General features: G+C 55.2%; 22 protein-coding genes and 1 riboswitch. Of the genes, 13 read left to right on the forward strand and 9 right to left on the reverse strand.

Going from position 1 to position 24,958, the window contains the following annotated elements; all coding sequences use genetic code 11:
• Positions 1 to 15 precede the first annotated feature (15 nt).
• Entirely contained in the window at positions 16 to 438 is a 423-nt protein-coding gene (locus tag ABIE02_RS14760) for a DUF1249 family protein (protein WP_032614182.1), read from the reverse strand.
• Positions 435 to 1,067 carry an ADP-ribose diphosphatase gene (gene nudF / locus ABIE02_RS14765; protein ID WP_032614184.1) on the reverse strand — a complete coding sequence of 211 codons (633 nt, stop codon included), beginning with the start codon at positions 1,065 to 1,067 and terminating at the stop codon, positions 435 to 437. Before nudF ends, ABIE02_RS14760 begins: the two co-directional genes overlap by 4 nt.
• Positions 1,068 to 1,269: 202 nt before the next feature.
• On the opposite strand from nudF, the gene tolC reads away from it, so the two are divergent.
• The 3 genes from tolC (at position 1,270) to ABIE02_RS14780 (ending at position 4,732) form a co-directional block, all read left to right on the forward strand.
• A complete protein-coding gene (tolC, locus tag ABIE02_RS14770; RefSeq protein ID WP_148569627.1) occupies positions 1,270 to 2,718 on the forward strand; it encodes an outer membrane channel protein TolC in 1,449 nt (482 codons plus the stop codon).
• A 176-nt stretch (positions 2,719 to 2,894) separates the two neighbouring features.
• A complete protein-coding gene (locus ABIE02_RS14775; RefSeq protein WP_336994978.1) occupies positions 2,895 to 3,569 on the forward strand; it encodes a DUF1190 family protein in 675 nt (224 codons plus the stop codon).
• 2 nt (positions 3,570 to 3,571) lie between these two features.
• Entirely contained in the window at positions 3,572 to 4,732 is a 1,161-nt protein-coding gene (locus tag ABIE02_RS14780) for a glutathionylspermidine synthase family protein (RefSeq protein WP_163604271.1), read from the forward strand.
• A 106-nt stretch (positions 4,733 to 4,838) separates the two neighbouring features.
• Here the strand turns inward: ABIE02_RS14780 and ygiD are convergent, their stop codons facing one another.
• The gene (gene ygiD / locus ABIE02_RS14785) at positions 4,839 to 5,627 is read right to left on the reverse strand and encodes a 4,5-DOPA dioxygenase extradiol (RefSeq protein WP_336994977.1); all 789 of its coding nucleotides are present in this window, start codon (positions 5,625 to 5,627) and stop codon (positions 4,839 to 4,841) included.
• Between the two features lie 196 nt (positions 5,628 to 5,823).
• On the opposite strand from ygiD, the gene zupT reads away from it, so the two are divergent.
• From zupT to ABIE02_RS14810, 5 genes are all read left to right on the forward strand, one after another.
• Positions 5,824 to 6,597, forward strand: coding sequence for a zinc transporter ZupT (gene zupT / locus ABIE02_RS14790; protein WP_032614195.1), 774 nt, complete (start codon positions 5,824 to 5,826; stop codon positions 6,595 to 6,597).
• Between the two features lie 420 nt (positions 6,598 to 7,017).
• A complete protein-coding gene (locus ABIE02_RS14795; RefSeq protein WP_144883373.1) occupies positions 7,018 to 7,593 on the forward strand; it encodes a fimbrial-like protein in 576 nt (191 codons plus the stop codon).
• Positions 7,594 to 7,755: 162 nt separating this feature from the next.
• The gene (locus ABIE02_RS14800; protein WP_419720660.1) at positions 7,756 to 10,197 is read left to right on the forward strand and encodes a fimbria/pilus outer membrane usher protein; all 2,442 of its coding nucleotides are present in this window, start codon (positions 7,756 to 7,758) and stop codon (positions 10,195 to 10,197) included.
• A 15-nt stretch (positions 10,198 to 10,212) separates the two neighbouring features.
• Positions 10,213 to 10,947 (forward strand): fimbria/pilus periplasmic chaperone, encoded by a 735-nt coding sequence (locus tag ABIE02_RS14805; RefSeq protein ID WP_032614201.1) that lies wholly within the window; start codon positions 10,213 to 10,215, stop codon positions 10,945 to 10,947.
• A complete protein-coding gene (locus ABIE02_RS14810; RefSeq protein ID WP_373407756.1) occupies positions 10,917 to 12,011 on the forward strand; it encodes a pilus assembly protein in 1,095 nt (364 codons plus the stop codon). The genes ABIE02_RS14805 and ABIE02_RS14810 overlap by 31 nt, the downstream gene beginning before the upstream one ends.
• Positions 12,012 to 12,065: 54 nt before the next feature.
• Here the strand turns inward: ABIE02_RS14810 and ribB are convergent, their stop codons facing one another.
• A complete protein-coding gene (gene ribB, locus ABIE02_RS14815) occupies positions 12,066 to 12,719 on the reverse strand; it encodes a 3,4-dihydroxy-2-butanone-4-phosphate synthase (RefSeq protein ID WP_032614205.1) in 654 nt (217 codons plus the stop codon).
• Between the two features lie 104 nt (positions 12,720 to 12,823).
• A riboswitch (FMN riboswitch) is annotated at positions 12,824 to 12,973 on the reverse strand.
• A gap of 120 nt (positions 12,974 to 13,093) precedes the next feature.
• On the opposite strand from ribB, the gene ubiK reads away from it, so the two are divergent.
• Positions 13,094 to 13,390, forward strand: coding sequence for a ubiquinone biosynthesis accessory factor UbiK (ubiK, locus tag ABIE02_RS14820; protein WP_032614207.1), 297 nt, complete (start codon positions 13,094 to 13,096; stop codon positions 13,388 to 13,390).
• 129 nt (positions 13,391 to 13,519) lie between these two features.
• On the opposite strand, the gene hldE is transcribed toward ubiK, so the two are convergent.
• The 3 genes from hldE to ABIE02_RS14835 are packed head-to-tail and all read right to left on the reverse strand — an operon-like array spanning position 13,520 to position 19,169.
• The gene (hldE, locus tag ABIE02_RS14825) at positions 13,520 to 14,950 is read right to left on the reverse strand and encodes a bifunctional D-glycero-beta-D-manno-heptose-7-phosphate kinase/D-glycero-beta-D-manno-heptose 1-phosphate adenylyltransferase HldE (RefSeq protein WP_059307199.1); all 1,431 of its coding nucleotides are present in this window, start codon (positions 14,948 to 14,950) and stop codon (positions 13,520 to 13,522) included.
• Between the two features lie 40 nt (positions 14,951 to 14,990).
• Positions 14,991 to 17,849 (reverse strand): bifunctional [glutamate--ammonia ligase]-adenylyl-L-tyrosine phosphorylase/[glutamate--ammonia-ligase] adenylyltransferase, encoded by a 2,859-nt coding sequence (gene glnE / locus ABIE02_RS14830; RefSeq protein ID WP_151586435.1) that lies wholly within the window; start codon positions 17,847 to 17,849, stop codon positions 14,991 to 14,993.
• Positions 17,850 to 17,867: 18 nt separating this feature from the next.
• The gene (locus ABIE02_RS14835; protein ID WP_336994975.1) at positions 17,868 to 19,169 is read right to left on the reverse strand and encodes an inorganic triphosphatase; all 1,302 of its coding nucleotides are present in this window, start codon (positions 19,167 to 19,169) and stop codon (positions 17,868 to 17,870) included.
• A 238-nt stretch (positions 19,170 to 19,407) separates the two neighbouring features.
• Between ABIE02_RS14835 and ABIE02_RS14840 the strand changes: the two genes are divergently transcribed.
• The gene (locus tag ABIE02_RS14840) at positions 19,408 to 20,028 is read left to right on the forward strand and encodes a TIGR04211 family SH3 domain-containing protein (protein WP_032614215.1); all 621 of its coding nucleotides are present in this window, start codon (positions 19,408 to 19,410) and stop codon (positions 20,026 to 20,028) included.
• A gap of 61 nt (positions 20,029 to 20,089) precedes the next feature.
• On the forward strand, positions 20,090 to 21,331 hold the full coding sequence (locus tag ABIE02_RS14845) for a multifunctional CCA addition/repair protein (protein WP_165718351.1): 1,242 nt from the start codon (positions 20,090 to 20,092) through the stop codon (positions 21,329 to 21,331).
• Positions 21,332 to 21,341: 10 nt separating this feature from the next.
• Here the strand turns inward: ABIE02_RS14845 and bacA are convergent, their stop codons facing one another.
• On the reverse strand, positions 21,342 to 22,160 hold the full coding sequence (bacA, locus tag ABIE02_RS14850; protein WP_032614219.1) for an undecaprenyl-diphosphate phosphatase: 819 nt from the start codon (positions 22,158 to 22,160) through the stop codon (positions 21,342 to 21,344).
• Positions 22,161 to 22,266: 106 nt separating this feature from the next.
• Positions 22,267 to 22,635 carry a bifunctional dihydroneopterin aldolase/7,8-dihydroneopterin epimerase gene (gene folB / locus ABIE02_RS14855; RefSeq protein WP_336994974.1) on the reverse strand — a complete coding sequence of 123 codons (369 nt, stop codon included), beginning with the start codon at positions 22,633 to 22,635 and terminating at the stop codon, positions 22,267 to 22,269.
• Positions 22,636 to 22,742: 107 nt separating this feature from the next.
• Here folB and plsY point away from each other — a divergent pair, with 107 nt between their 5' ends.
• Entirely contained in the window at positions 22,743 to 23,357 is a 615-nt protein-coding gene (plsY, locus tag ABIE02_RS14860; protein WP_032614221.1) for a glycerol-3-phosphate 1-O-acyltransferase PlsY, read from the forward strand.
• Between the two features lie 110 nt (positions 23,358 to 23,467).
• Positions 23,468 to 24,934: an MFS transporter gene (locus ABIE02_RS14865; RefSeq protein WP_270735355.1), complete on the forward strand. Its 1,467-nt coding sequence runs from the start codon at positions 23,468 to 23,470 to the stop codon at positions 24,932 to 24,934.
• Positions 24,935 to 24,958 lie beyond the last annotated feature (24 nt).

Here is a 24,958-nt window from a genome sequence, read left to right on the forward strand (position 1 = left end):
GGTAGGTTTACGACGCTAACAAACCGGAATCGCCATCGCTCCATGTGCTAAACAGTATCTTAACCAATCGGCCAGAAACTGATTAATTTGATGCTTTTCGTCACGTTGATGCAACTTTTTATTTGGGTAATCATACCGCGCTTTGAAGCGGAAGATCTGCTGACTTGAACACACTTCAGCGACCATCGCGTCATGATAAAGCCGCACCGTCATTGACGGGAGGCTCCAGTAGCTGATGGACGGCGCGGTTTGCTCAATTTCCACCAGTGTGGTGTAACGGGTTGATTCAACAATGGTTAACCGATACTGCGCGTTGCTCACCTGATAGCTCACTGTTTCACCGACCGCATCGTTACGCGGCAGTAGTCGGCGCAATTGTGCGAAATTGGTCTCGCACAGGCGCATCATTTCAGGGAAGTCAGGTGTATAACGCTTCATTTTTTCCACTCGTTTCGTAAGTCCTGATAATGCAGCTGGAGCCATTGCAAAGCGATGACAGAAGCCGCGTTGTCGATTTTCCCCTCCTCTACCCATTGATAAGCCTGCTCCCGACTTACCACATGAACACGAATATCTTCGTTTTCATCAACCAGACCGTGAATCCCTTGTGCGGTCGTGGCGTCCACTTCGCCAACCAAAACGGAAAGGCGCTCGCTGGTGCCCCCAGGACTTGCCAGATAGCTGGTGATCGGTTTTGTGCGACCGACATTAAGCCCGGCCTCTTCCATCGCCTCGCGGCGGGCGACATCGTCCGGCGTCTCGCCCTCTTCCACCATCCCGGCCACCATCTCCAGCAGCCACGGGCTTTCGCTGGTATCCAGCGCGGCAATGCGAATCTGCTCTATCAGTACCACTTCGTCGCGCACTGGGTCAAAGGGTAGCAAGACTGCAGCATGCCCGCGCTCAAAAATTTCGCGTCTCACTTCGCCACTCATTTCGCCGTTAAACAGACGATGGCGAAAACGGTATAATTCCAGTGAAAAAAATCCGCTGTAGAGCGTTTCTCGTGCAATAATTTCTACATCGTTTTTTGTGAAAGTCACTGGCAAATTTTCTGGTTTATCCATTTTTGCATCCTGGTATAAATGGTGGCGTTAGGGTGAAATTCAATTCTGCTCAACTGCGGTTTCTACTACAGTATGGTAAATTGGTGCAAGTTACTGCCGCATGGCACGGAACGCCAACCTTTTGCAGTGGCGAAGTCTGCTAGAATCGGTAGATATTTTTAATTAGATCAGCGCTAACTAAGCTTCACAACAAGGAAAGCAAATGAAGAAATTGCTCCCCATCCTCATCGGCCTGAGCCTGACGGGTTTCAGCGCGGTGAGTCAGGCAGAGGACCTGATTCAAGTTTATAAGCAGGCACGTCTGAGCAACCCGGAACTGCGTAAGTCCGCTGCCGATCGTGATGCTGCCTTTGAAAAGATCAATGAAGCACGTAGCCCTTTATTACCACAGCTGGGTTTAGGTGCAGACTATAGCTATAACAACGGTTACCGTGATGCTAACGGCGTTGACTCCAATGTCACCAGCGGTTCACTCCAGTTAACCCAGACGCTGTTCGATATGTCTAAATGGCGTAATCTGAGCCTGCAGGAGAAATCTGCCGGTATCCAGGATGTCACCTTCCAGACCGACCAGCAGACGTTGATCCTCAACACCGCAACGGCCTACTTCCGCGTGCTGAGCGCAATCGATACGCTCTCCTACACCGAAGCGCAGAAACAAGCTATCTATCGTCAGCTCGATCAGACCACCCAGCGTTTCAACGTGGGCCTGGTTGCCATCACCGACGTGCAGAACGCCCGTTCACAATACGACAGCGTGCTGGCGAACGAAGTTACCGCGCGTAACGACCTGGATAACGCCGTTGAACAGCTGCGTCAGGTCACCGGTAACTACTACCCGCAATTGGCATCGTTGAACGTGGATCGCTTCAAAGCTGAAAAGCCGAAGGCGGTGAATGCCCTGCTGAAAGAAGCTGAAAACCGTAACCTGAGCCTGTTGCAGGCCCGTCTGAACCAGGATCTGGCTCGCGAGCAGATCCGTCTGGCACAGGATGGTCATCTGCCAACCCTGAGCCTGAACGCCTCCAGCAGCCTCTCTAACACCAGCTACAGCGGTTCCAGAACCAGCGGAGCCGCCGCCGGTCAGTACAGCGATAGCGATGTTGGCCAGAACAAAATCGGCCTGAGCTTCTCTCTGCCGATCTATCAGGGCGGCCAGGTCAATTCACAGGTGAAACAGGCGCAGTACAACTTCGTGGGTGCCAGCGAGCAGCTTGAAAGCGCGCACCGCAGCGTTGTGCAGACCGTACGCTCCTCGTTTAACAACGTGAACGCCTCTGTCAGCAGCATCAACGCTTACAAACAGGCCGTTGTCTCTGCCCAAAGCTCACTGGATGCGTCGGAAGCCGGTTATTCCGTAGGTACCCGTACCATTGTTGATGTGCTGGACGCGACCACCACGCTGTACAACGCCAAACAGCAGCTCTCCAACGCCCGTTACAACTACCTGATTAACCAGCTGAATATCAAATCAGCGCTGGGTACGTTGAACGAGCAGGATCTGGTGGCGCTGAATGCCGCGCTGGGTAAACCGATCTCCACGACGCCGGAATCCGTGGCACCAGAAAATCCACAGCAGGACGCCTCTGCTGACGGTTATAACGGCAATACTCTGACTCAAGCTTCGGCGCTTACCCCTGCCCGTAACTGATGCGAATACCCGGCCTGGGTTCTCCAGGTCGGGTTTATAAACGAGCAGCCCGACAAAAAAACGTAAGCCAACGTAAATATCCCCCTGTTTCGCCTCCGTCGCTTCAATTTCCACCACTCATCCTCTATTCTGAGCGTTATTTGCTGTGTTTTACCACTGGGTCCTGGAAGACAATTATGAAACGGACAAAATCCATTAATCACGCCTCGTTCCGCAAAAGCTGGAACGCGCGTCATTTCACCCCTGTCGCCCTGGCGCTGAGCGCCGCGTTTATGCTGGCAGGCTGTGAAAAAACCGACGAAACGGTTTCTCTCTATCAGAATGCCGATGACTGTGCGGCTGCTACCGGCAAAAGCGCGGAGTGTACAGCCTCGTACAACAACGCTCTGAAGGAAGCGGAACGTACCGCGCCGAAATACGCCAGCCGTGAAGACTGCGTGGCAGAGTTCGGTGAAGGCCAGTGCCAGCAGGCTCCGGCCCCGGCGCAGGCTGGCACCGCGCCAGCAGAAAACCAGGCGCAGGCGCAGTCCAGCGGTAGCTTCTGGATGCCACTGATGGCGGGCTACATGATGGGCCGCCTGATGAGCGGCGGCGCGGGCTATCAACAGCAGCCGCTGTTCAGCTCGAAGAACCCGGCCAGCCCGGCTTACGGCCAGTACACCGATGCCAGCGGCAAAGGTTATGGCGCAGCCCAGCCGGGCCGCACCATGAACGTACCTAAGACCGCGATGGCGCCAAAACCGGCCACCACCAGCACCGTGACCCGCGGCGGCTTTGGTGATTCTGTTGCCAAACAGAACACCATGCAGCGTAGCGCGACCGGCGCTTCATCACGCTCTATGGGCGGCTGATAATGGAACGAGTCAGTATTGTTGAGCGCCCGGACTGGCGCGAAAAAGCCACCGAATACGGTTTCAACTTTCACACCATGTACGGCGAGCCGTACTGGTGTGAAGATGCCTATTACAAACTGACCCTCGCCCAGGTTGAAAAGCTGGAAGCGGTGACGGCAGAACTGCATCAGATGTGCCTTAAGGTGGTGGAGAAAGTCATTGCCAGCGATGAGCTGCTGACCAAATTCCGCATTCCGAAGCACACCTGGAGCTTTGTACGTCAGTCATGGCAGACGCATCAGCCGTCGCTCTATTCGCGCCTCGATCTGGCGTGGGATGGCACCGGCGAGCCGAAGATGCTCGAGAACAACGCCGATACACCAACCTCGCTGTACGAAGCGGCCTTCTTCCAGTGGATCTGGCTTGAAGATCAGCTGAACGCCGGCCATCTGCCAGAAGGCAGCGATCAGTTCAACAGCCTGCAGGAAAAGCTGATTGAACGTTTCGCTGAACTGCGCGAGCAGCACGGTTTTAGCCTGCTGCATTTTGCCTGCTGTCGTGACACAGTCGAAGATCGCGGCACGGTGCAGTATTTGCAGGATTGCGCAGCCGAAGCCGAGGTTGCCAGCGAGTTCCTCTATATCGAAGATATCGGGCTGGGCGAAAAAGGTCAGTTCACCGACACCCAGGATCAGGTTATCAGTAATCTGTTCAAGCTCTACCCCTGGGAATACATGCTGCGCGAAGTGTTCTCCACCAAGCTGGAAGATGCGGGTGTGCGTTGGCTGGAACCGGCATGGAAAAGCATCATCTCCAACAAGGCCCTGCTGCCGATGCTATGGGAGATGTTCCCTGACCATCCGAACCTGCTGCCAGCGTACTTCGCGGAAGATGACTATCCGCCGATGGATAAGTATGTCAAAAAGCCGATTTTCTCCCGCGAAGGTGCCAACGTGGCGATTATCGAAAACGGTAATACCGTGGAAGCGGTAGAAGGGCCGTATGGCGAAGAAGGGATGATCGTCCAGCAGTTCTATCAACTGCCGAAGTATGGCGATAGCTATATGCTGATTGGCAGCTGGCTGATCAACGATCAACCAGCCGGGATCGGTATTCGCGAAGATCGGGCGCTGATCACCCAGGATCTGTCACGCTTCTATCCGCATATTTTTGTGGAATAAGCCATGGTGCCGGGTAGCGACTTCGCCTGCCCGGCCTACCAGTCGGGGTTTGTGCAGCCTGATGCCTTTACCTCACCCCTCTCCCACACGGAGAAGGGGCATCTCCTCACCCCACCTGCACCGACAACATACTCAAACTGCCCATCTCGATGCCATCCACCGGCGTGGTAACTGGTTCCTGACCATCCCACGCGCCCAGGATATAGAGCAGCGGCAGGAAGTGTTCCGCCGTCGGGTTCGAGAGCGAGCCGCCTTCGTGTTCCAGATAGTTGACCAGAGGATGTTCCTCTGCGGGCCCCTGCCAGGTCAGGTTCATCTTCACGTAATCATTGAATGCCGTCGCCCACGGATATGGCGTGTTTTCCCCGTGCCAGCGCGCTGTACGCAGGTTATGTACCACGTTGCCACTGGCTACCAGCATAATGCCCTCATCGCGCAGAGACGCGAGCTTACGGCCCATTTCCAGATGCCACGCCGCTGGTTTGGTGCTGTCGATGCTAAGTTGCACCATCGGGATGTCGGCATCCGGGTACATCTTGATCAACACGCCCCAGGAGCCATGGTCAAAGCCCCATGCCTCTTTATCGAGGGTGACAGGGACAGGCGCCAGCAGATCCACCAGCTGCTGCGCCAGTGCTGGCGAGCCGGGTGCCGGGTAGTGCGTATCGTACAGCGCCTGCGGGAAACCGCCGAAATCGTGGATCGTTTTCGGGGTTTCCATTGCGGTAACGCCGGTGCCACGGGTAAACCAGTGTGCGGATACCACCACGATAGCTCTCGGACGCGGCAACGTCTCTCCCAGATGACGCCAGGCGCGAGTATAGACGTTATCTTCCAGCACGTTCATGGGGCTACCATGACCCAAAAACAGCGCTGGCATACGAGGAGAAGTCATGATGATATCCTTACATAAGGTGTCGATTTGATAGCTTTACCTTATCCGTTATCTGGCTAAGATGAACTCAGATAACCATGATGAAGATCATCAGGAAATTTGAATGTAAGGGATCTGTAAAGGCTTCTGTACCCACTCGCATTGTGCGCATTTAGCCTTTAATATGAATGAGAATCATTATCATAAGGAGAGGTGAATGTCAGTTCCCCTGATTCTGACTATTCTTGCAGGCGCCGCCACTTTTATCGGTGCGATGCTTGGCGTACTGGGCCAGAAGCCCTCTAACCGGGTGCTGGCCTTTTCCCTCGGCTTTGCGGCCGGCATCATGCTGCTCATCTCCCTGATGGAGATGTTGCCCGCCGCCCTCGGGACGGAAGGGATGTCGCCCGTACTTGGCTACGGAATGTTTGTGTTTGGCCTGCTGGGCTACTTTGCGCTGGACAGAATGTTACCCCATGCGCATCCGCAGGATCTGATGCAAAAAGGGAGTCAGCCGCTACCCGGAAACCTCAGACGCACCGCGCTGTTGTTGACCCTGGGGATCAGCCTGCATAACTTCCCGGAAGGCGTCGCCACCTACGTGACTGCCAGCAACAATCTGGAGTTAGGTTTTGGTATTGCGCTGGCAGTGGCGCTGCACAATATCCCGGAAGGTCTGGCGGTGGCTGGCCCGGTCTATGCGGCCACCGGATCCAAACGTAAGGCGGTATTCTGGGCGGGCATTTCCGGTATGGCGGAGATCCTCGGCGGGGTGCTGGCGTGGTTGATTCTTGGCAGTCTGATTTCACCGGTGGTAATGGCAGCCATTATGGCGGCAGTGGCCGGGATTATGGTGGCGCTGTCGGTTGATGAGCTCATGCCGCTTGCCAAAGAGATCGACCCTAATAACAACCCGAGCTATGGCGTGTTATGCGGTATGTCGGTGATGGGGTTGAGCCTGGTCTTATTACAGTCTGCCGGTATCGGTTGATTGATTGCGCTCCGCTTGTCAGGGGAGCGCAATTTTTATTATCTGCACAAAGTCAACCATCACCATTCTCTATATTAGGGTAAGAAATCGGACTTCTTGCCGTCCATAAATTCATATAAAAAATATTAATGGCAATTATTATCTGCGAAATAATTAATGCTTCATTTACTTAAAAAGATTCAAAGTTTAAGTATTAATCACAATTCTCGATACGCATTTCTGGAATAAAAAAATACCCTCGAGCGAAATCATCACCAGATAATATTCATTAATAATTACTACAAATCCCCTATAGCAACGCTGTCGGGATTATTGATATTGCGGCTGATATATTTTGCCCGCTCCAATGTTTAAAAAGTGTTGCAATGTGAATTGCCGCCGTTATTGCATCATCATTTTCATATAAAGGATTATCTCTCTATGTTTAACAAGACTACCCTTGCAGTCGCAATGACCGCATTACTTTCTGGTCTGACATTTACGGCTTCTGCAGCGGATAACCAGGGCTCAGGTAAAATTACCTTCACTGGCGAAGTAATCAGTTCACCCTGCTCTATCAAACCCGGTGACGAAAATCAGACGATTGAATTAGGTGAAGTTGCCGACAGCGTACTGAATAGCGGTAAAAATGCTCTCCCTGTAGATGTTAATATCCACCTTCAGGACTGTGTTCTTTCGCAAACGACCGGGCAAGGCACCACCACCATCAACAAAGTGATGGTCACCTTTACCTCCGCAAGCACTGATAGCGGTGATACCAGCCTGATGAAAAACACCCTGGATGGCAATATCGGTGGCGCAACAGGTGTTGGCGTTCGCTTACTGGATAGCGGCAGTAATAAAGTGACTTTAGGTCAGACAATTGATGTGCCATTCCCAACCGCAAATGCCTATCAGGAGCTAAACTTTAAGGCCCGTATGGAGCCAATTCCTGGCAAAACGGCTACACCAGGTAATGTTCAGGCTCAGGTGAATTATATTCTCGCATACCAGTAATCCCTTTCTTATCGCCTTTAATAATAGCCGATGAAGGATTCATCGGCTATTACGTATTCTTTTACTAAAGCGAAACGGATTATGCTCAGCCATTCAGCACTTCAATTCAATAAACTCCCTGCCCTGATAAGACATTCGCTGAGTGCGACGCTTTATTCAGTAATGCTCGTGCTGCCCGTTTCAGCGGTTGAATTCAACACTGATATGATTGATGTTGAAGATCGTAGCAATATTGATATTTCCCAGTTTGAAAAGAAGGGGTATATCACCCCTGGTCACTATCTTGTTCGCATCCAGGTGAATAAGAATATCCAGCCTCAACCCGCGACGATGGAATGGATTGCAACAGATAATGAAAGCGGTTCGTTGGTGTGCGTAAATGCAAAACAATTAACCCTTTTTGGACTGAATACGGACTTTATTTCTCAGCTCCCGTATTTACCGGGGGGCAAGTGCCTTGACCTCTCTACCCGGCCAGAACTGGTATTTACCTTAAACAAGGGAACGATGTTGCTTTCTGTGACCGTTCCTCAGGCATGGATGAAATATCAGGCTCAAAACTGGACGCCCCCCGAATTCTGGGACGACGGCATTGCTGGCGTTTTGCTCAATTACAATCTCTATGCCAGCCAGTATGATCCGAAAGAGGGCGACGCAAGCCAGAATATCAGTGCCTATGGCACGCTCGGGTTCAACCTGGGCGCATGGCGTTTACGTTCAGATTATCAATACAATCAAAACTTCCGTAACGGTGAGTCGATGGGTAGCGACAGCAGTCTGGCGCGAACCTATCTCTATCGCCCTGTGCCTTCCCTGTCGTCAAAAATCACGATGGGGCAATATGATTTACGTTCCGATCTCTTTGACACCTTCCACTTTACCGGTGCATCGCTGGAAAGTGACGAGAGTATGCTACCGCCAGATTTGCAGGGTTACGCTCCGCAGATTACCGGCATCGCGCAAACCAATGCGAAAGTGACCGTCTCTCAGTCTGGCCGGGTGCTTTATCAAACAACCGTCGCGCCGGGTCCTTTTACCATTTCAGATCTGGGTGAAACATACCAGGGGCAGTTAGACGTGGTGGTGGAAGAAGAAGATGGCCGCAAAACGTCCTTCCAGGTCGGTTCAGCCTCAATTCCCTTCCTGACCCGAAAAGGCCAGGTACGCTATAAAACGTCCATCGGTAAGCCCACCGCAACGGATCATAACGATATCAATAATCCACTTTTCTGGACTGGCGAACTCTCCTGGGGTTGGTTAAGTAACGTGTCACTGTATGGCGGTGCCATGCTGACGGCAGATGACTATCAGGCCATGACCACCGGGTTAGGTTTCAATCTGCATTCCTTCGGTTCGTTATCCTTTGATGTGACAGGGGCCGAGGCGACACTGCGTCAGAAAAAAAATGACCCACAGCGCGGTCTCAGCTATCGCGCAAACTACGCGAAGCGCTTTGAGGAAACCGGCAGCCAAATCACGTTTGCGGGCTATCGTTTCTCGGATAAGGAGTACGTCTCGATGAGCGAATACCTCGCCTCACGGGATGGCAACACCTCCATGACAAATGAAAAAGAGAGCTATGTCATCTCGTTCAACCAGTATCTTGATTCTGCTGCGCTGAACACCTATCTCAACGTTACGCGCAACACCTACTGGGATAACAGCAGCAACACCAACTACTCCTTCTCGCTGAGCCGTAATTTCGATATCGGAACGCTCAGAGGTTTATCTGCTTCCCTGGCGTTGAGCCGCGTGCACTGGGATGACAGCGACGAAAATCAGATCTATTTCTCGTTCACCCTCCCGCTGGAGCAGAGTCGCAACATCATGTACAGCTACCAACGTTCAGGCGGTGACAGTGCGTCTCATATGGCCTCTTACTATGACTCCTCCGATCGTAACAATACCTGGAATATGTCGGCATCGACCACTGAGGAGGACTTACGCCAGGGTGAACCTTCCCTGCGCGGCGGCTACCAGCATTATTCGCCTTATGGGCGTCTGAACCTGTCCGGCAGCGCTCAGCCCAATCAATATCGTTCCCTCAGCGCAGGCTGGAACGGTTCACTCACCGCCACGCGTCACGGTATGGCGCTGCATGACTACAGCCCGGCAGATAACGCACGCATGATGATCGACGCCAATGGCGTCGCAGGGGTTGAAGTCAACAGTTCGCGCACCCGCACTAACGCATTTGGTATTGCGGTGGCACCGTCGCTGAATAACTACATCACCTCTACCCTTCGTGTGAACAGCAACAACCTGCCTGATGGGGTAGATATCGAAAACTCCGTCATTCGTACCACGCTGACGGAAGGGGCCATCGGTTACAGCAAACTCAACGCCACCACCGGATACCAAATTGTCGGCATTGTTCGACAGGATAACGGGCAGTATCCACCGCTGGGCGTCAGCATCGTCGATAAAGCCTCCGGCAAAGAAGTCGGGCTGGTTGCCGAAGAGGGGTTCGTGTACCTCAGTGGGATTCAGGAAAACAGTACGTTACGCCTGAACTGGTCGGATAAAACCTGCGAAATCACGCCGCCGAACCAAAGTAACCTCAGCGGTAAAGCCATCTTATTACCCTGTAATACAGTGCATTAATTCAGGAAGAACGCCATGAATCTCTCTTTCATTTCAAAGGGAATTGTCTGTCTGTTGAGTCTCGGCAGTGTCGCGCACGCTACCGTTTCACCCGACAGGACCCGTATCATTTTCAACGCCTCTGCAAAGAGTGTATCGGTCAAACTGACGAACCAGAGTAAAACCGATCCCTATCTGGCTCAGTCATGGATAGAAGATAAAACCGGTAAGAAAACGCGCGAGTTTATTTCCCCTCTTCCCCCTTTGTTGCGTCTCGAGCCTGACGAACAGGCGCAGGTACGCCTGATGGCACAGCAAAGTCTTTTACAGCTTCCTACCGATCGGGAGACCTTGTTCTATTACAACATGCGTGAGATCCCGCCCCGGGCTGAACAGAAGAATGTCATGCAAATTGCCATGCAAAGTCGCCTGAAGCTGTTCTGGCGACCAAAAGCCATTGAGCTAAAAGAAGGCCAGTACGTTCCACTGGATAAAGTGGTCATATCCCGCACCGCCAGCGATCTGGTTTTAAAAAATAACAGCCCTTACTACATTACCGTGGGGTATATCGGCATCAATGGCAAAACCTTATTGCCGGGTGCGGAGAGCCTGATGGTTGAACCTTTCGGCCAGGCCAACCAGAAACTGGCGAATCTGCCGGCAGAATTTCACATCGGTTATATCAGCGACTATGGCGGGCTGGAAATGTTCAAAGTGAGCTGTAACGCGGTGCAGACCACATGCCAGAGCAAACCGGTGAAAAAAGGATGATGATGAAGAGGATCTTTTTCGCAGCGATCGCCATTTTTTGTCTGTTTTCAACGCCCGCCTGGGCTTTGGAGTGCTACAAAAGTACACACGGGGGAGCAAGCATGGTCACTACCACGCTTCCTTCATTTAGCGTTCCTGCAAACGCCCCTGCCGGACAAAAAATCTGGGAAAGCGGTGATTTATTGGTGACGGTTTACTGCGACAATGCCACTCGTTCCCATGACTTATCCGTTGAACAGGATCCCTGGAGCGAACATGTGTACGCCTATATCCTGGACAGTTTTCACAACACGGATAGCCTGGTGGTGAGTAATCCTTATCTGGCCTTTGGTGTTACCTATAATGGCGTCGATTACGATACACCTGATTTCAAAATTGATACTGGCGCCTGCCTCGATAGAAAAGACGATTATGATGGGAGTTACGGCCAACCCGAGTGCAACGGTACAGTCCTTCAGGAAAATGTCACCTTCACGGTACGCTTTCGTCTCTACGTCAAACTGAAAGCGGTGCCAGCAGAGCGATTTGAATATACTCTTCCTGCCGTGACCGTACTCACCTTTGATGGTGATGGCGGGATAAATGTCATAGCGGGTGCTCACAATTTACACTACAACATTGACGGGTTTTCTAATATCCATTTTCTGAACTGTGGTGTGAATATTCGAATCTTTCCCGATAACCAGATTGTGAACTTTGGTCGATTTACGGAAAGTGCGATAGACGAAAAAGCCATTTCATCACCGTTCAGCATATCGACTATCAAAGATGCGACAGCGGGTTGCACGGAACAATTTGATGTAACGACCAGCTTTTACACCACCGATACCCTGTATGACGACACGCATCTGGATATGGGAAATGGCCTGCTCATGCGCCTCATTGATAAAACGCAGGGCGAAGTGACTTATAACCAGTATCTGCCGTTTGCCACGTATTCCCCTCATGACCAGGAAACGACGCTGACTCACGATTACACGGCTGAATTAAGCCGGAAGCCTGGCACCCCTCTTACGATGGGGCCATTCAGCAAAGATATTATCGTCAAAATTAATTATCAGTGATTGCGTGACGTAAAAAAGCCGGGCATTGCCCGGCTTTTTTCATTTCAGCGCCAATCAGCTGGCTTTACGCTCATGCGCCTGACGGTATGCCACCAGATCTTCGATAGTGACCACAGCCATGTTGTGCTTACCGGCGAATTCAATGCACTCTGGCGCGCGCGCCATAGAGCCATCATCGTTGGTCAGTTCACACAGGACACCCGCAGGTTTGAAGCCTGCCAGCGTCACCAGATCGATGGTCGCTTCAGTGTGGCCACCGCGGGTCAGTACGCCGCCCGGCTGCGCGCGCAGCGGGAAGACGTGGCCCGGACGGTTCAGATCGGAAGGTTTTGCGCCATCTGCAATAGCGGCACGCACGGTGGTCACGCGGTCAGCGGCAGACACGCCGGTGGTCACGCCGCTGGCGGCTTCGATGGTGACGGTAAAACCGGTTCCGTAGGCGCTGGTGTTGTTTTCTACCATCATCGGCAGTTCCAGCTGTTTACGGCGATCTTCGGTGATGCACAGGCAAACGATGCCACTGCCGTGACGGATGGTCAGCGCCATCTGCTCAACGGTCATGGTTTCGGCGGCGAAAATCATATCGCCTTCGTTTTCACGATCTTCATCGTCAAGCACCATCACGCCGCGGCCTTCACGAAGCGCAGCAATAGCATGTTCTACACGTTCAGCAGAGGTGCCAAAAGAGGAAAGGAGCGTCTGATTCATGGTAAAAAAACCTCATTAAAATTATGGTTACCAGAATCAGGGCAGTCTTAGGAGCGCCGGTATACGGCAAAAAAATAACGTGAGCGGGCCTTACCCGACTGGTTCGTTACTCTCTCCCATCCGGACTTTAACCGTCGGCCCCGGAATTACACCGGATCTGCTGACCTTTAGGTTTGCACCCAAAGCGCTCGCGGGCTTTCAACGTACGTTGATTTACCGCCGGTGGGGAATTTCGCCCCGCCCTGAGAATAAGCGGAATAACTATAACGCTAATGATTATGTTCGGCAACGCATAAGCATCACACAATTCTGGTTAAAGGATCGCGGTTACGCGCTACAATGGTCATTAACACCTTTTCTTTAAGGGAACTACGATGATCGACCCAAAAAAAATTGAACAACTTGCCCGTCAGGTCCATGAATCAATGCCGAAAGGCGTGCGTGAATTTGGTGACGACGTTGAAAAGAAAATCCGCCAGGTGTTGCAGTCGCAGCTGATGCGTCTGGATCTGGTAAGCCGTGAAGAGTTTGACGTGCAGACGCAAGTACTGCTGCGTACTCGCGAGAAAATCGCCCTGCTGGAGCAGCGTCTGACCGAACTGGAAAACCGCGGCACTGCTGAAGAAGTGCGACCCGCCCCGGCCATTCCACCCGTTAACGACGTGGAATAATATTTCGCGGCGCTACGCTTGCGCGGGCCTGTGAAGTGAATGCAAAACGGCAACCTGGGTTGCCGTTTTTACTGTTTGCGCCCTCTCCCTGTGAGAGAGGGGTTCGATGAGGGCATCCGCCCGCACGAACTATTGACTGTCTTTCTGGATCTTCTTGATGATGTTGGTGGTTGAACACCCGTCCTCAAAGTTGAGCACCATCACTTCCCCACCGTTGGCCCAGACCTCTTCGCTACCGGCGATTTGCTCAGGCTTATAGTCCCCGCCCTTCACCAGCAGATCCGGCAGGATCCCGGCAATCAGGCGCTGCGGCGTGTCTTCCTCGAACGACACCACCCAGTCCACCGCTTCCAGCGCGCCAAGCACGATCATTCGTTGCTCAAGCGGGTTCACCGGACGGGTTTCGCCTTTCAGGCGTTTGGTGGAGGCATCACTGTTAACCGCCACAATCAGGCGATCGCCCAGCTTGCGCGCGTTCGCCAGATAGGAGACATGGCCCGCGTGCAGAATGTCGAATACGCCGTTGGTCATCACCACTTTCTCGCCACGCTTACGCGCGGCAGCGACCGCTACTTTCAGCTCATCTTCACTCATCACGCCAAAACCGGTTTCGGCCCGGCCACGCACCGCGTTTTCCAGCTCGATCGGTGAAACGGTAGACGTACCGAGTTTACCCACCACCACACCTGCGGCGGCATTGGCAAAGTAGCAAGCCTCTTCCAGCGTATTCCCCGCGGCAAGGGTAGCCGCCAACACGCCGATGACCGTATCGCCGGCACCGGTGACGTCATACACTTCCTGCGCCTGGGTTGGCATATGCAGCGGCGCTTTGCCCGGCTGCAGCAGGGTCATCCCCTGCTCGGAGCGGGTAACCAGCAGCGCGGAGAAGTCAAAGTCGGCAATGATCTTCATGCCGCGTTCAACGATCTCATCTTCGGTTTTGCATTTCCCGGCCACCGCTTCGAACTCGGACAGGTTCGGCGTAAGCAGCGTCGCCCCGCGATAGCGTTCGAAATCAGTGCCTTTCGGGTCGATCAGCACCGGCACACCAGCGCTGCGAGCCAGCTTAATCATCTGCTGAACGCTGGCCAGCGCCCCTTTGGCGTAATCCGAGAGCACCAGCGCGCCGATGTTGCCCAGCGCCTGGTTGATGCGCTCGTGCAGCGGCTCAGGATCCACGCCTTCAAAGCCCTCTTCAAAGTCGAGGCGGATCAGCTGCTGGTTACGCGACAGCACGCGCAGCTTGGTGATGGTCGGGTGCGTCGGAACAGAAACAAAGTCACATTTGACGTTCACATCCGCCAGGGTCTTGCTCAGCGCACGCGCCGCGTCGTCGATGCCGGTCAGCCCCACCAGACGCGAATGCGCGCCGAGGGAAGCAATGTTCATCGCCACGTTTGCCGCGCCGCCAGGACGCTCTTCAATGGTATCCACCTTCACCACCGGGACCGGGGCTTCAGGGGAAATGCGGCTGGTTGGCCCATACCAGTAGCGATCCAACATCACATCGCCAACCACCATAACTCCAGCACGTTCAAACTCTGGCAGTGTTACTTTCATTCCTGACTCCAGAAAGATTCACAATTTGCGCGCGATAATATCACACTTGTTTTGTTACGCACGGTTCCACCAGCCACTTCTGCCAGCAGGCACGCACCAGCTCTCGCTCGGCGTTAAAACAGTCGAGCGGCAGATGGCCGGGCTGCTCCTGCAAGGCCAGATGGTGCAACTCATCGCGCAGCGTGGTGTAGGCGCGGGTCAATGCCAGCGCCTCGTGTTCGTCCATAATGTCGTTTTGCGCCAGCAGCTCCAGAATGCGCACGTTATCCGACCAGCGGGTTAGCTTCGGCTTGCTGTGCGCATCACGCAGCACCAGATATTGCGTAATAAATTCAATGTCGGTGATGCCGCCCTCGTCGGCCTTGATATCAAAGCGATCGCGGTGTTTATTCCCCAGATGGGCGCGCATCTTCTCGCGCATCTCCCGAACTTCGGTTTGCAGCGTCGCGCCCTCACGCGTGGCGGTGAGCACGTCGCGACGAATGGAATCGAACTGCGCTTTCAGCTGCGGATCGCCATACACCACACGGGCGCGTACCAGCGCCTGATGCTCCCAGGTCCACGCCTCGTTCTGCTGATAGTCCGCGAAAGCGTCGGTGGAGGTGACTAACATGCCCGCCGCCCCGGACGGACGCAGGCGGGCATCCACTTCATACAAAATGCCGGACGACGTGCGCGTGCTGAACAGGTGCATAATGCGCTGGGCGAGGCGCAGGTAGAACTGACGGCCATCTATTTCACGCTCGCCGTCGGTCATTACATCTACCGGGCAGTCGTGAAGGAAAATCAAATCCAGATCGGAGCTGTAGCCCAGCTCCCAACCCCCTAGTTTGCCGTAACCTACCACTGCAAAACCGCGTCCTTCGCGATCGGCCAGGTGCTTCGGCTGGCCGTAACGCGCCACCATCTGCACCCACGCCTGATGGACAACGGCATCGATGATCGCTTCTGCCAGCCAGGTTAAGTGATCGCTCACTTTCATCACCGGCAGCGTTCCGGCAATGTCTGCCGCCGCTACGCGCAGCATCTGCGCCTGCTTAAACTGGCGCAGCGCCTCGAGCTGTTGCTCTTCGTCCTCTTCCGGCACGCGCAGCAGATACTGACGCAGCTCATCCCGGTAGGCATCGGTCGCCGTCGGCTGGTAGAGGGTGTTGGGATCGAGCAGCTCGTCCAGCAGTAACGGATAACGCGCCAGCTTGCTGGCAATCATCGGCGAGGCGGCGCAGAGCGAAATTAGATGTTTGAGCGCGCCGGGGAACTCACTGAGCAACTCAAGATAGGTGGTACGGGTGATGATCCCGCTCAGCAGCGGGGTCAGGCGCGACAGGGGCACCGGGGCATCGGCGCGGGAGCAGACGTCGCTGAGCAGATGCGGCATCAGGTGATCCAGCACCTGCCGGCCGCGCGGGCCAATGGCGCGCTTGTTCAGCTCAAGGCGGAAATCGGCAATCAGCGCCACTACCCGATGGCGATCGTCATCGCTGAGGTGGGTCAGCACCGGGGTGGTGTCGTCTTCCTGTAACGCATCCTGCCACAGCTCGCGCCAGTGCTCGGACAGCTCATCGTCCGGCGATTCGCTCTCATCGTCGCCAATCAGATCGTTAAAAATGCGGCGCACCGCCGCCATGTGGGCATCCAGCGCGTCGGTCAGCGTCTGCCAGTTTTCCACACGCATCCCCCAGGCGAGACGGGCGCGATTAAGCTCATCCCCCGGCAGGGTCTGGGTTTGTTCGTCATTAATGCTCTGCAGCAGGTTTTCCAGCCGCCGCAAGAAGAGATAGGCCTCGCGCAGGATCCGGTCATCGCCTTCCGGCAGCAGGTTCAGTTGGGCGATGGCGGCCAGGGTTGGCAGCAGGGAGCGGGACTGCAGCGAGGGTTCACGTCCCCCACGAATCAGCTGGAACACCTGGACGATAAACTCGATCTCGCGAATACCGCCTGCCCCCAGCTTGATATTGTCTTTCAGGCCGCGACGACGCACTTCCCGGGCAATCATCCCTTTCATGTTACGTAGCGACTGGATGACGCTGAAATCAATATAGCGACGGAACACGAACGGCCGCAGCATGGCGCGCAGCTCGTTGGCATACACATCGTCGTTATCGCCCATGATCCGCGCCTTGACCATCGCGTAGCGTTCCCAGTCGCGCCCCTGCTCCTGGTAGTAATCTTCCAGCGCAGCAAAGCTCAGAACCAATGGGCCGCTGTCACCGAACGGGCGCAGGCGCATATCCACGCGATAGACGAAACCATCCTGGGTGGGTTGATCCAGCGCTTTAATCAGCCGCTGTCCCAGCCGGGTGAAGAACTGGGCATTATCCAGCTCGCGGCGTCCCCCGCGGGTGGCCCCTTTCTCCGGCCAGGCGAAGATCAGGTCGATGTCCGAGGAAAAATTGAGTTCGCCGCCGCCCAGTTTGCCCATGCCTAAAATCATCAGCGGCTGCGGGGTGCCGTCTTCACTGCACGGGGTGCCCCACTCGCGGCAGCAGGCGTCGTACAGCCAGTCGCGGGCAGCGACAATCAGCGTCTCCGCAAGGTGACTTAATTGCTGCAAGGTGCTCTCTTCACTCACCAGCATCAGCGCCTGCGCCCAGGCGATGCGTACCATCACCCGGCGGCGGAACTGGCGCAGCGTGCGCATCAGCGCCGCTTCATCGCTGATATCCACCAGCGCATCCTGGAGCCACTGCGCATAGTGCTGCCACTCGTCGGCCTGGGGTGGCGAAGCCTCAAGCTCTGCCAGCCAGTCAGGGTGCGCGGTGACGCTCTCCTGCACAAAGTCGCTGAAGGTCAGCACCTGCCGGGCCTGCTCGCTTAATGACGAGGCGGGTAATGCTTCCGGCAGACGCTCACATACCGTCTGCCACTGCTGCTGTAAGGGTGAAGAAAGCGGCATCATGGGGGTTCCTTGCCTGCGTTAACGTTTTCCGCTGTGCAGCCAGAATGGCTCCTGCGAAATGGCTTCGTTGCGGAAATGCTCAATTTCAATGTGCTGACGGGTCTTAATGGCATACAGCAACCCTTGCCAGTTCTCCAGCCATGCGCGGGCCTGCGGGCCGTCATAGGCTCCTGACAGCAGAAGAATGCTGTCGATGTTACGCGCCAGACGAATCAGCTGATCGCCATACTGATCCCCCAGCGGATGGCCGAAGATGGTTTTCAGTTCAGCGGCGTGGCGGGACAAGTGGACATCCGCAAAACGCTTAAAGGAGTCGTCGATTTTGCCCTGTGCCTTCGCATCAAGGAAGGTGCGCCAGCCGCGGGTAACCAGAAACTCGGTCAGGGTCAGTTTTGCTGTCGCGGTTTGCGGGCTGTAGATCGCCGTCTCGGCAGACACCTCAGAGGCCATCAGGGCTTCGACCTGGGTCAGCAGATCGCGTAAGTGGGCGCTTGCTTTACGCGGCACGATGCCGCCAAACAGGGTGAGGCTGTGACGCACCAGCGCCATCGCTGCCAGCACCTCGGCTTTCGCCCCCTTCACGCCGCGGACCCATAGCTCCTCGTGGTATTGCCACTGGCTCAGCGCCAGCTCCAGCGAGGCTTCAAAGCCCTGCTCGACTGAAGATTTCGGCGCGATGCGCATAATCTCGGTCGGTCTCAGCAGACGCGGCTCGTTGCCCTGGGCCAGATGATAGCCGCGGGCGGCTTTACTCAGGCTGCCCTGACGCAGGCCGCTCTGGGTAACCAGCTTACGGGCCAGCTTCAGCACGTCTTCGGCGTGGCCTTCCAGCAGCTCCAGTTCCAGCTCGCAGATCGGCTCCTGAAACTCACCGGCTTTCACTTCGCCCAGGTCGAGGGCGATTTCGATTCGGCTTTTACCTTCATTTACCAGCCACTTTTCACGCGCGAAATCGGTGCTGAATAGCGGCTTAACGCGCTCTGCCAGCCCGTCTGGTAAGGTGCCTTCTGGCCACACTTCCGTCGGGAACCGCTCCAGCTCCAGCTCAGGCTGGTTGATATCAATATTGTATTCCGGGCGCTGATGCAGGCCGCCTACCACGCGACCACCGATTTTCATGGTCATCTCGTAACGCCCGTTAACGCCACGGATGCGCAGGCCACGGTCATGACGGCGCAGCCACAGGTCCTGCGTTTCGTAATAGATGTTTTGCAGTTGCACCGGCGCATGATGCTCACCGGTCAGCTGATGCAGATGAGTTCGCAGCGCATCAACACTGCCGCTTTCAACGATAAACTTTAATTCGATTTCCTGAGCCATGGCCTTGTTCTTTTGATTGCAACATTGCGGGGTAAATTACGGCGAACTTACTCGCCACATTTTTGTCAGTAGATAGTATTTTGCGCCAGATTGCCACGCAATGGGCAATTTGACGGGCGTAAAGTTTGCTACAGTGGCCGTCAAAGCCCAGAGGAATCCGAATGCTGACGAATCCTTTGCGCCTGAAGACCGTAACCACTAATATCGTTCCACTTTTTATGAAAATAACGACTGACTGATGCTTAAATTACGCCTGATCGGACTGACATTACTTGCCTTTAGCGCCGCGACAGTAGTCCACGCTGAAGAGAAACGCTACGTTTCTGACGAACTGAATACCTGGGTACGCAGCGGTCCGGGTGACAATTATCGCCTCGTGGGCACGATTAATGCCGGCGAGGAAGTGGTGCTGTTACAGAGCAACGCGGAATCCAACTATGGCCAGGTCCGCGACAGCAGCGGCCGTACCGCCTGGATCCCCCTGAAAGAGCTTAGCACCGACCCGAGCCTGCGCACCCGCGTGCCGGATCTGGAAAACCAGGTCAAAACCCTGACCGATAAGCTGACCAATATCGACGCCACCTGGAACCAGCGCACCGCTGAAATGCAGCAGAAAGTGGCGCAGAGCGACGGGGTGATCAACGGTCTCAAAGATGAGAACCAGAAGCTGAAAAACGAGCTGATCGTCGCCCAGAAGAAGGTAAGCGCGGCCAATCTGCAGCTGGATGATAAACAACGCACCATCATCATGCAGTGGTTTATGTATGGCGGCGGCGTGCTGGGTATGGGTCTGCTGCTGGGTCTGGTGCTGCCGCATCTGGTGCCGAGCCGTAAACGTAAAGACCGTTGGATGAACTAAGTCGCCATCTCTGCCACACTTACGTATTATTTTGCCAATATTTGATACGGGAGAGTGTGGCGTGAAGATTTATCTGGTCGGTGGTGCGGTTCGTGATGCGTTGTTAGGTCTGCCGGTCAAAGATAAAGACTGGGTGGTGGTGGGCGCCACCCCCCAGGCAATGCTCGACGCGGGTTACCAGCAGGTAGGCCGCGATTTTCCTGTGTTCCTGCATCCGCAAAGCCGCCAGGAGTATGCTCTGGCGCGTACCGAACGCAAATCCGGCGTCGGCTATACCGGTTTTATCTGCCATGCCGATCCTGACGTTACCCTCGAAGACGATTTGCAGCGCCGCGATCTGACCATTAACGCCCTCGCGCAAGATGAACAAGGCCATATCGTCGATGTTTACGGCGGTAAACAGGATCTGCAAAACCGCATCCTGCGCCATGTGTCCCCGGCTTTTTCTGAAGATCCGCTGCGCGTGCTGCGCGTGGCGCGCTTTGCTGCCCGCTATGCCCATCTGAACTTCCGCATCGCTGACGAAACCATGGCGCTGATGACATCCATGACCGACGCGGGCGAGCTGGAGCACCTCACGCCGGAGCGCGTGTGGAAAGAGACCGAGAATGCACTCACCACCCGCAATCCACAGGTTTACTTTCAGGTGCTACGCGACTGCGGGGCGCTGAAGGTACTGTTCCCGGAAGTGGACGCGCTGTTTGGCGTGCCCGCCCCGGCAAAGTGGCACCCGGAAATCGATACCGGCATCCATACCCTGATGACCTTAAGCATGGCGGCGATGCTCAGCCCGGAAGTGGACGTGCGCTTCGCCACCCTCTGTCACGACCTCGGCAAAGGCTTAACGCCCCCTGAACTGTGGCCGCGCCATCACGGCCACGGACCGGCGGGCGTCAGACTGGTTGAAAAGGTCTGTCAGCGCATGCGGGTGCCGAACGAGATCCGCGATCTGGCGAAGCTGGTCGCCGAGTTTCATGACCTCATCCACACGTTCCCGATCCTTAAACCGGCCACCATCGTCAAGCTGTTCGACAACATCGACGCCTGGCGCAAGCCGCAGCGCGTGGAACAGATCGCCCTGACCAGCGAAGCCGACGTGCGCGGGCGCACCGGGTTTGAAGCCAGCGATTACCCGCAGGGGCGACTGCTGCGTGAAGCCTGGGAGGTGGCAAAAGCGGTGCCGACAAAGGCGGTGGTCGAGGCCGGATTTAAAGGAGCAGAGATTCGGGAAGAGTTAACCAAACGACGGATTCAGGCGGTAGCCGACTGGAAAGAACAGCGTTGCCCCCAGCCAAAAGACTGAGGGCAACCCGTCAGAAGAAGACCACGTAGACCGCGGCCGCCACGATAAAGCGATAGATGGCGAACGGGATAAACGAGATGCGCTTGATCAGCTGCAGGAAGGTTTTGATAGCCACCAGCGCCACGATAAAGGCGGTGATAAAGCCCACGGCAAACATCGGGATGTCGCCCGCGGTCAGGAAGTGGTAGCTCTTGTAGAGATCGAGCGCGGTCGCACCCATCATCATCGGCACTGCCAGCAGGAACGAGAACTCAGAGGCCGCATAGCGGCTTACGCCCATCAGCATCCCACCTGAAATGGTCGCCCCGGAGCGGGAGAAGCCCGGCCACAGCGCCAGACACTGGAAGCAGCCAATCATAAACGCCTGACGGTAGGTCATATCGTCCAGACCTGGCGCGCGCGGCTCCTTTGGCTTCAGCAGTTCGGCGGCAATCAACAGAACGCCACCAACTACCAGCGCGTACATGACGTTTATCGGGTTAAACAGTGATTTGATGGTGTCGTGCAACACCAGCCCCAGCACCACCGCCGGGATCATCCCGAGCAGAATGTGCAGCAGGGTTAACCGCCCTTTGCCGGATCCTTCATGCGGCGGGTGGCCAAAGTGAATGCCAATCAGCCCGAACAGACGGCGCCAGAACATCACCACCACCGCCAGAATGGATCCTAACTGGATCACCACCTCAAAGGTTTTCGCCGTTTCGCCCTCAAACCCCAGCAGATGGCCCACAATAATCATGTGGCCCGTACTGGAAACTGGCAAAAACTCTGTCAATCCTTCGACCACACCCAGTATTGCTGCCACCAGCAGGGAGTGCATATCGCTCATCAATAAACCCCTAAAAAGACAGAAAAAAACGGGTTACCCAAGGGGTAACCACAGAAGGAACAGCTGTAAGACTGATTTAACAGGAAATGGTTTAACTATTATACCGTTAAATGTTTTCTTTCAGATTTTTGCTACGCTCAATGATGACGCCCACATTCGCCGCCCGCGCCACCGCGCCCGGCTTGCTGACCTTGATGCGCACCCACGGGGAATTAAAGCGGCTGAGCAGCAGTTCTGCCACCTCTTCCGCCACGCGCTCCACCAGCGCAAAACGCTGGCCTTCCACGTGGCTGATGACCGCTTCACTGACGTCGGCGTAGCTCAGACAGTCGTTCACATCATCGCTTTTTGCTGCGGCGGCGTTATCCCAGCCCATTTCGATATCGAACACTAACTTCTGTTCGATGGTCTGTTCCCAGTCATACACCCCGATAGTGGTGATTACCGAAAGTTGCTCTATAAATACTATATCCATCACGACCTGCCTGGTTTTTGGCTAAACCGGATACCACTCCCGGCGAATTATGCGTATTATCCACAGATGCTAAGTACAAAACGATATTTTCAAAACGGAACAGCGTTATGAGTGCAATCGCGCCTGGAATGATCCTCCTTGCTTACCTTTGCGGCTCAATTTCCAGCGCCATTCTGGTCTGCCGTATCGCTGGCTTACCCGATCCACGTGAGAACGGATCCGGGAATCCGGGGGCGACCAATGTACTACGAATTGGCGGCAAAGGAGCAGCCGTAGCGGTTCTGATTTTTGACGTCCTGAAAGGCATGCTTCCCGTCTGGGGTGCGTATGCACTGGGCGTTACGCCGTTCTGGCTGGGGCTGATTGCTATCGCTGCCTGTCTGGGCCACATCTGGCCAGTATTCTTTGGTTTCAAAGGCGGTAAAGGCGTGGCCACCGCATTTGGTGCCATCGCCCCCATTGGCTGGGATTTGACCGGCGTAATGGCCGGCACCTGGCTGCTCAGCGTGTTGCTCAGCGGCTACTCCTCTCTTGGCGCTATCGTCAGCGCGCTGGTTGCCCCGTTTTATGTCTGGTGGTTCAAACCGCAGTTCACCTTCCCGGTGTCGATGCTCTCCTGCCTGATCCTGCTGCGTCATCATGACAACATCCAGCGCCTGTGGCGTCGTCAGGAGACCAAGATCTGGGCCAGGCTGAAGAGAAAAAAGAAAGAGCCGCAGTAAAGCCCCTTGCGCCTCAACCCCTTAGTTATGCCTTATAACCAAATGTGATTTAGATCGTTTTCTTGCTGTGAGTACTCTTTTTGTTCGTACAGCCAACACAACATAAGAAAATGACAGAGATCACTGATTCAACTTCGCTTGCAACGGCAGGAAAAGCTCCCGACGGGGAGATCAAATGGGTCCGTAACGCAGCGGACGTCACCCAACTGGTCAATGAAGGCTCACAGGGCCGGGCCAATGCCCGCATCGTCATCGGCATTGCGCTGGGCGGTATCTTTCTGGATGCCTACGACCTGGGGGCGCTGGCGTTCGGCATCAAAGACATTACCCGCGAATTTAACCTCACGCCTGCCGGTACCGGCATGGTGGCCTCGGCAATCACCTTCGGTGCCATTGTCGGGGCGCTGATTGGCGGCTACCTGACGGATAAAATCGGTCGTTACCGGGTCTTTATGGCCGACATGGTCTTCTTTGTGGTCGCGGCTATCGCCTGTGCGTTTGCCCCAAACGAGTACGTGCTGGCTGGGGCGCGCTTTGTCATGGGGCTGGGGGTGGGGATCGATCTTCCTGTGGCGATGGCCTTCTTAAGTGAGTTCGCCAGGCTGAAAGGCCCCGGCAACAAAGCCGCCAGCGTCGCGATGTGGTGTCCCACCTGGTATGCCGCCATCAGCATCTCTTATCTGCTGGTGCTCTTCTTTTATGCCGTGCTGCCAGAAACGCACAGCGACTGGCTGTGGCGGATTATTCTCGGCTTCGGGGCGATCCCCGCGCTGGTGATTATCGCGATCCGCAGCAAGTATATGAGCGAGTCACCGGTATGGGCGGCGAATCAGGGCAACCTGAAAGAGGCTGCATCCATTCTGCGCAAGGCTTACAACATTAATGCCCACGTGCCGCAGGAGGCGCTCAACCAGCCCGCGCCGGTGGTGAATAAAGCCAGCTGGAGTAACTATCTGAATCTGTTCCGCGGGGTCTATCTGCGCCGCACTACGCTGGCCACGCTGCTGTCGATTGTGTCGTCCTTCGCCTATAACGCGGTGGCCTTTGGCCTGCCGGTGATTATCTCCAGCTTCTTTGTGCAGTCGATGCTGACCACCATTCTGATCTCGCTGGCCCTGAACTTGCTGTTCGCGTTTGTCGGTGGTCTGCTGGCGGTGCGGCTGGTTCCGCGCTTTGGCGCATGGCGGATGTCGCTGGCGGGTTATGCCTGTCAGCTGACCGCCCTGCTGGGGCTGGCGATTATTGGTCGCCCGGAAGGCGTTGCGGAAGGGGTTACGGCAGTGGCAATGCTGGCGCTGTTCCTGTTCGGCCAGGGCTTTGGGCCGGGGGCGCACACCATGGCGTTTGCTTCGCTCAGCTACCCGACCTCGCTGCGCGGTGTCGGCGTGGGGCTGAACCAGACGCTGATGCGCAGCAGCTCGACGCTGTCGCTGTTTATGTTCCCGCTGCTGGTGGCCTCAATGGATACCGCTGTTTTCTGGATAATCGCCCTTGCGCCGCTGATTGGGTTGGTTTCGCTGCTGGCGATCCGCTGGGAGCCATCCGGGTATGATATTGATGCTGAGGATTATCGGTAGGTTACCCTTTTAAATCGGGAAGTA

Origin of the sequence: Leclercia sp. 1548 (assembly GCF_050435045.1) — a bacterium.
Taxonomy (GTDB): domain Bacteria; phylum Pseudomonadota; class Gammaproteobacteria; order Enterobacterales; family Enterobacteriaceae; genus Enterobacter; species Enterobacter adecarboxylatus.

What these genes read in the sequence shown, in the direction of transcription:
- ABIE02_RS14795 (WP_144883373.1), top strand. Translation starts at nt 7,018, where the DNA reads ATGTTTAACAAGACTACCCTTGCAGTCGCAATGACCGCATTACTTTCT.
- ABIE02_RS14840 (WP_032614215.1), top strand. Translation starts at nt 19,408, where the DNA reads ATGCTTAAATTACGCCTGATCGGACTGACATTACTTGCCTTTAGCGCC.
- ABIE02_RS14805 (WP_032614201.1), top strand. Translation starts at nt 10,213, where the DNA reads ATGAATCTCTCTTTCATTTCAAAGGGAATTGTCTGTCTGTTGAGTCTC.
- folB (WP_336994974.1), bottom strand. Translation starts at nt 22,635, where the DNA reads ATGGATATAGTATTTATAGAGCAACTTTCGGTAATCACCACTATCGGG.
- ribB (WP_032614205.1), bottom strand. Translation starts at nt 12,719, where the DNA reads ATGAATCAGACGCTCCTTTCCTCTTTTGGCACCTCTGCTGAACGTGTA.
- ygiD (WP_336994977.1), bottom strand. Translation starts at nt 5,627, where the DNA reads ATGACTTCTCCTCGTATGCCAGCGCTGTTTTTGGGTCATGGTAGCCCC.
- nudF (WP_032614184.1), bottom strand. Translation starts at nt 1,067, where the DNA reads ATGGATAAACCAGAAAATTTGCCAGTGACTTTCACAAAAAACGATGTA.
- glnE (WP_151586435.1), bottom strand. Translation starts at nt 17,849, where the DNA reads ATGATGCCGCTTTCTTCACCCTTACAGCAGCAGTGGCAGACGGTATGT.
- plsY (WP_032614221.1), top strand. Translation starts at nt 22,743, where the DNA reads ATGAGTGCAATCGCGCCTGGAATGATCCTCCTTGCTTACCTTTGCGGC.
- ABIE02_RS14760 (WP_032614182.1), bottom strand. Translation starts at nt 438, where the DNA reads ATGAAGCGTTATACACCTGACTTCCCTGAAATGATGCGCCTGTGCGAG.
- ABIE02_RS14775 (WP_336994978.1), top strand. Translation starts at nt 2,895, where the DNA reads ATGAAACGGACAAAATCCATTAATCACGCCTCGTTCCGCAAAAGCTGG.
- tolC (WP_148569627.1), top strand. Translation starts at nt 1,270, where the DNA reads ATGAAGAAATTGCTCCCCATCCTCATCGGCCTGAGCCTGACGGGTTTC.
- ABIE02_RS14835 (WP_336994975.1), bottom strand. Translation starts at nt 19,169, where the DNA reads ATGGCTCAGGAAATCGAATTAAAGTTTATCGTTGAAAGCGGCAGTGTT.
- ABIE02_RS14800 (WP_419720660.1), top strand. Translation starts at nt 7,756, where the DNA reads ATGCTCGTGCTGCCCGTTTCAGCGGTTGAATTCAACACTGATATGATT.
- hldE (WP_059307199.1), bottom strand. Translation starts at nt 14,950, where the DNA reads ATGAAAGTAACACTGCCAGAGTTTGAACGTGCTGGAGTTATGGTGGTT.
- zupT (WP_032614195.1), top strand. Translation starts at nt 5,824, where the DNA reads ATGTCAGTTCCCCTGATTCTGACTATTCTTGCAGGCGCCGCCACTTTT.
- ABIE02_RS14780 (WP_163604271.1), top strand. Translation starts at nt 3,572, where the DNA reads ATGGAACGAGTCAGTATTGTTGAGCGCCCGGACTGGCGCGAAAAAGCC.
- ABIE02_RS14865 (WP_270735355.1), top strand. Translation starts at nt 23,468, where the DNA reads ATGACAGAGATCACTGATTCAACTTCGCTTGCAACGGCAGGAAAAGCT.
- ABIE02_RS14810 (WP_373407756.1), top strand. Translation starts at nt 10,917, where the DNA reads ATGCCAGAGCAAACCGGTGAAAAAAGGATGATGATGAAGAGGATCTTT.
- ubiK (WP_032614207.1), top strand. Translation starts at nt 13,094, where the DNA reads ATGATCGACCCAAAAAAAATTGAACAACTTGCCCGTCAGGTCCATGAA.
- bacA (WP_032614219.1), bottom strand. Translation starts at nt 22,160, where the DNA reads ATGAGCGATATGCACTCCCTGCTGGTGGCAGCAATACTGGGTGTGGTC.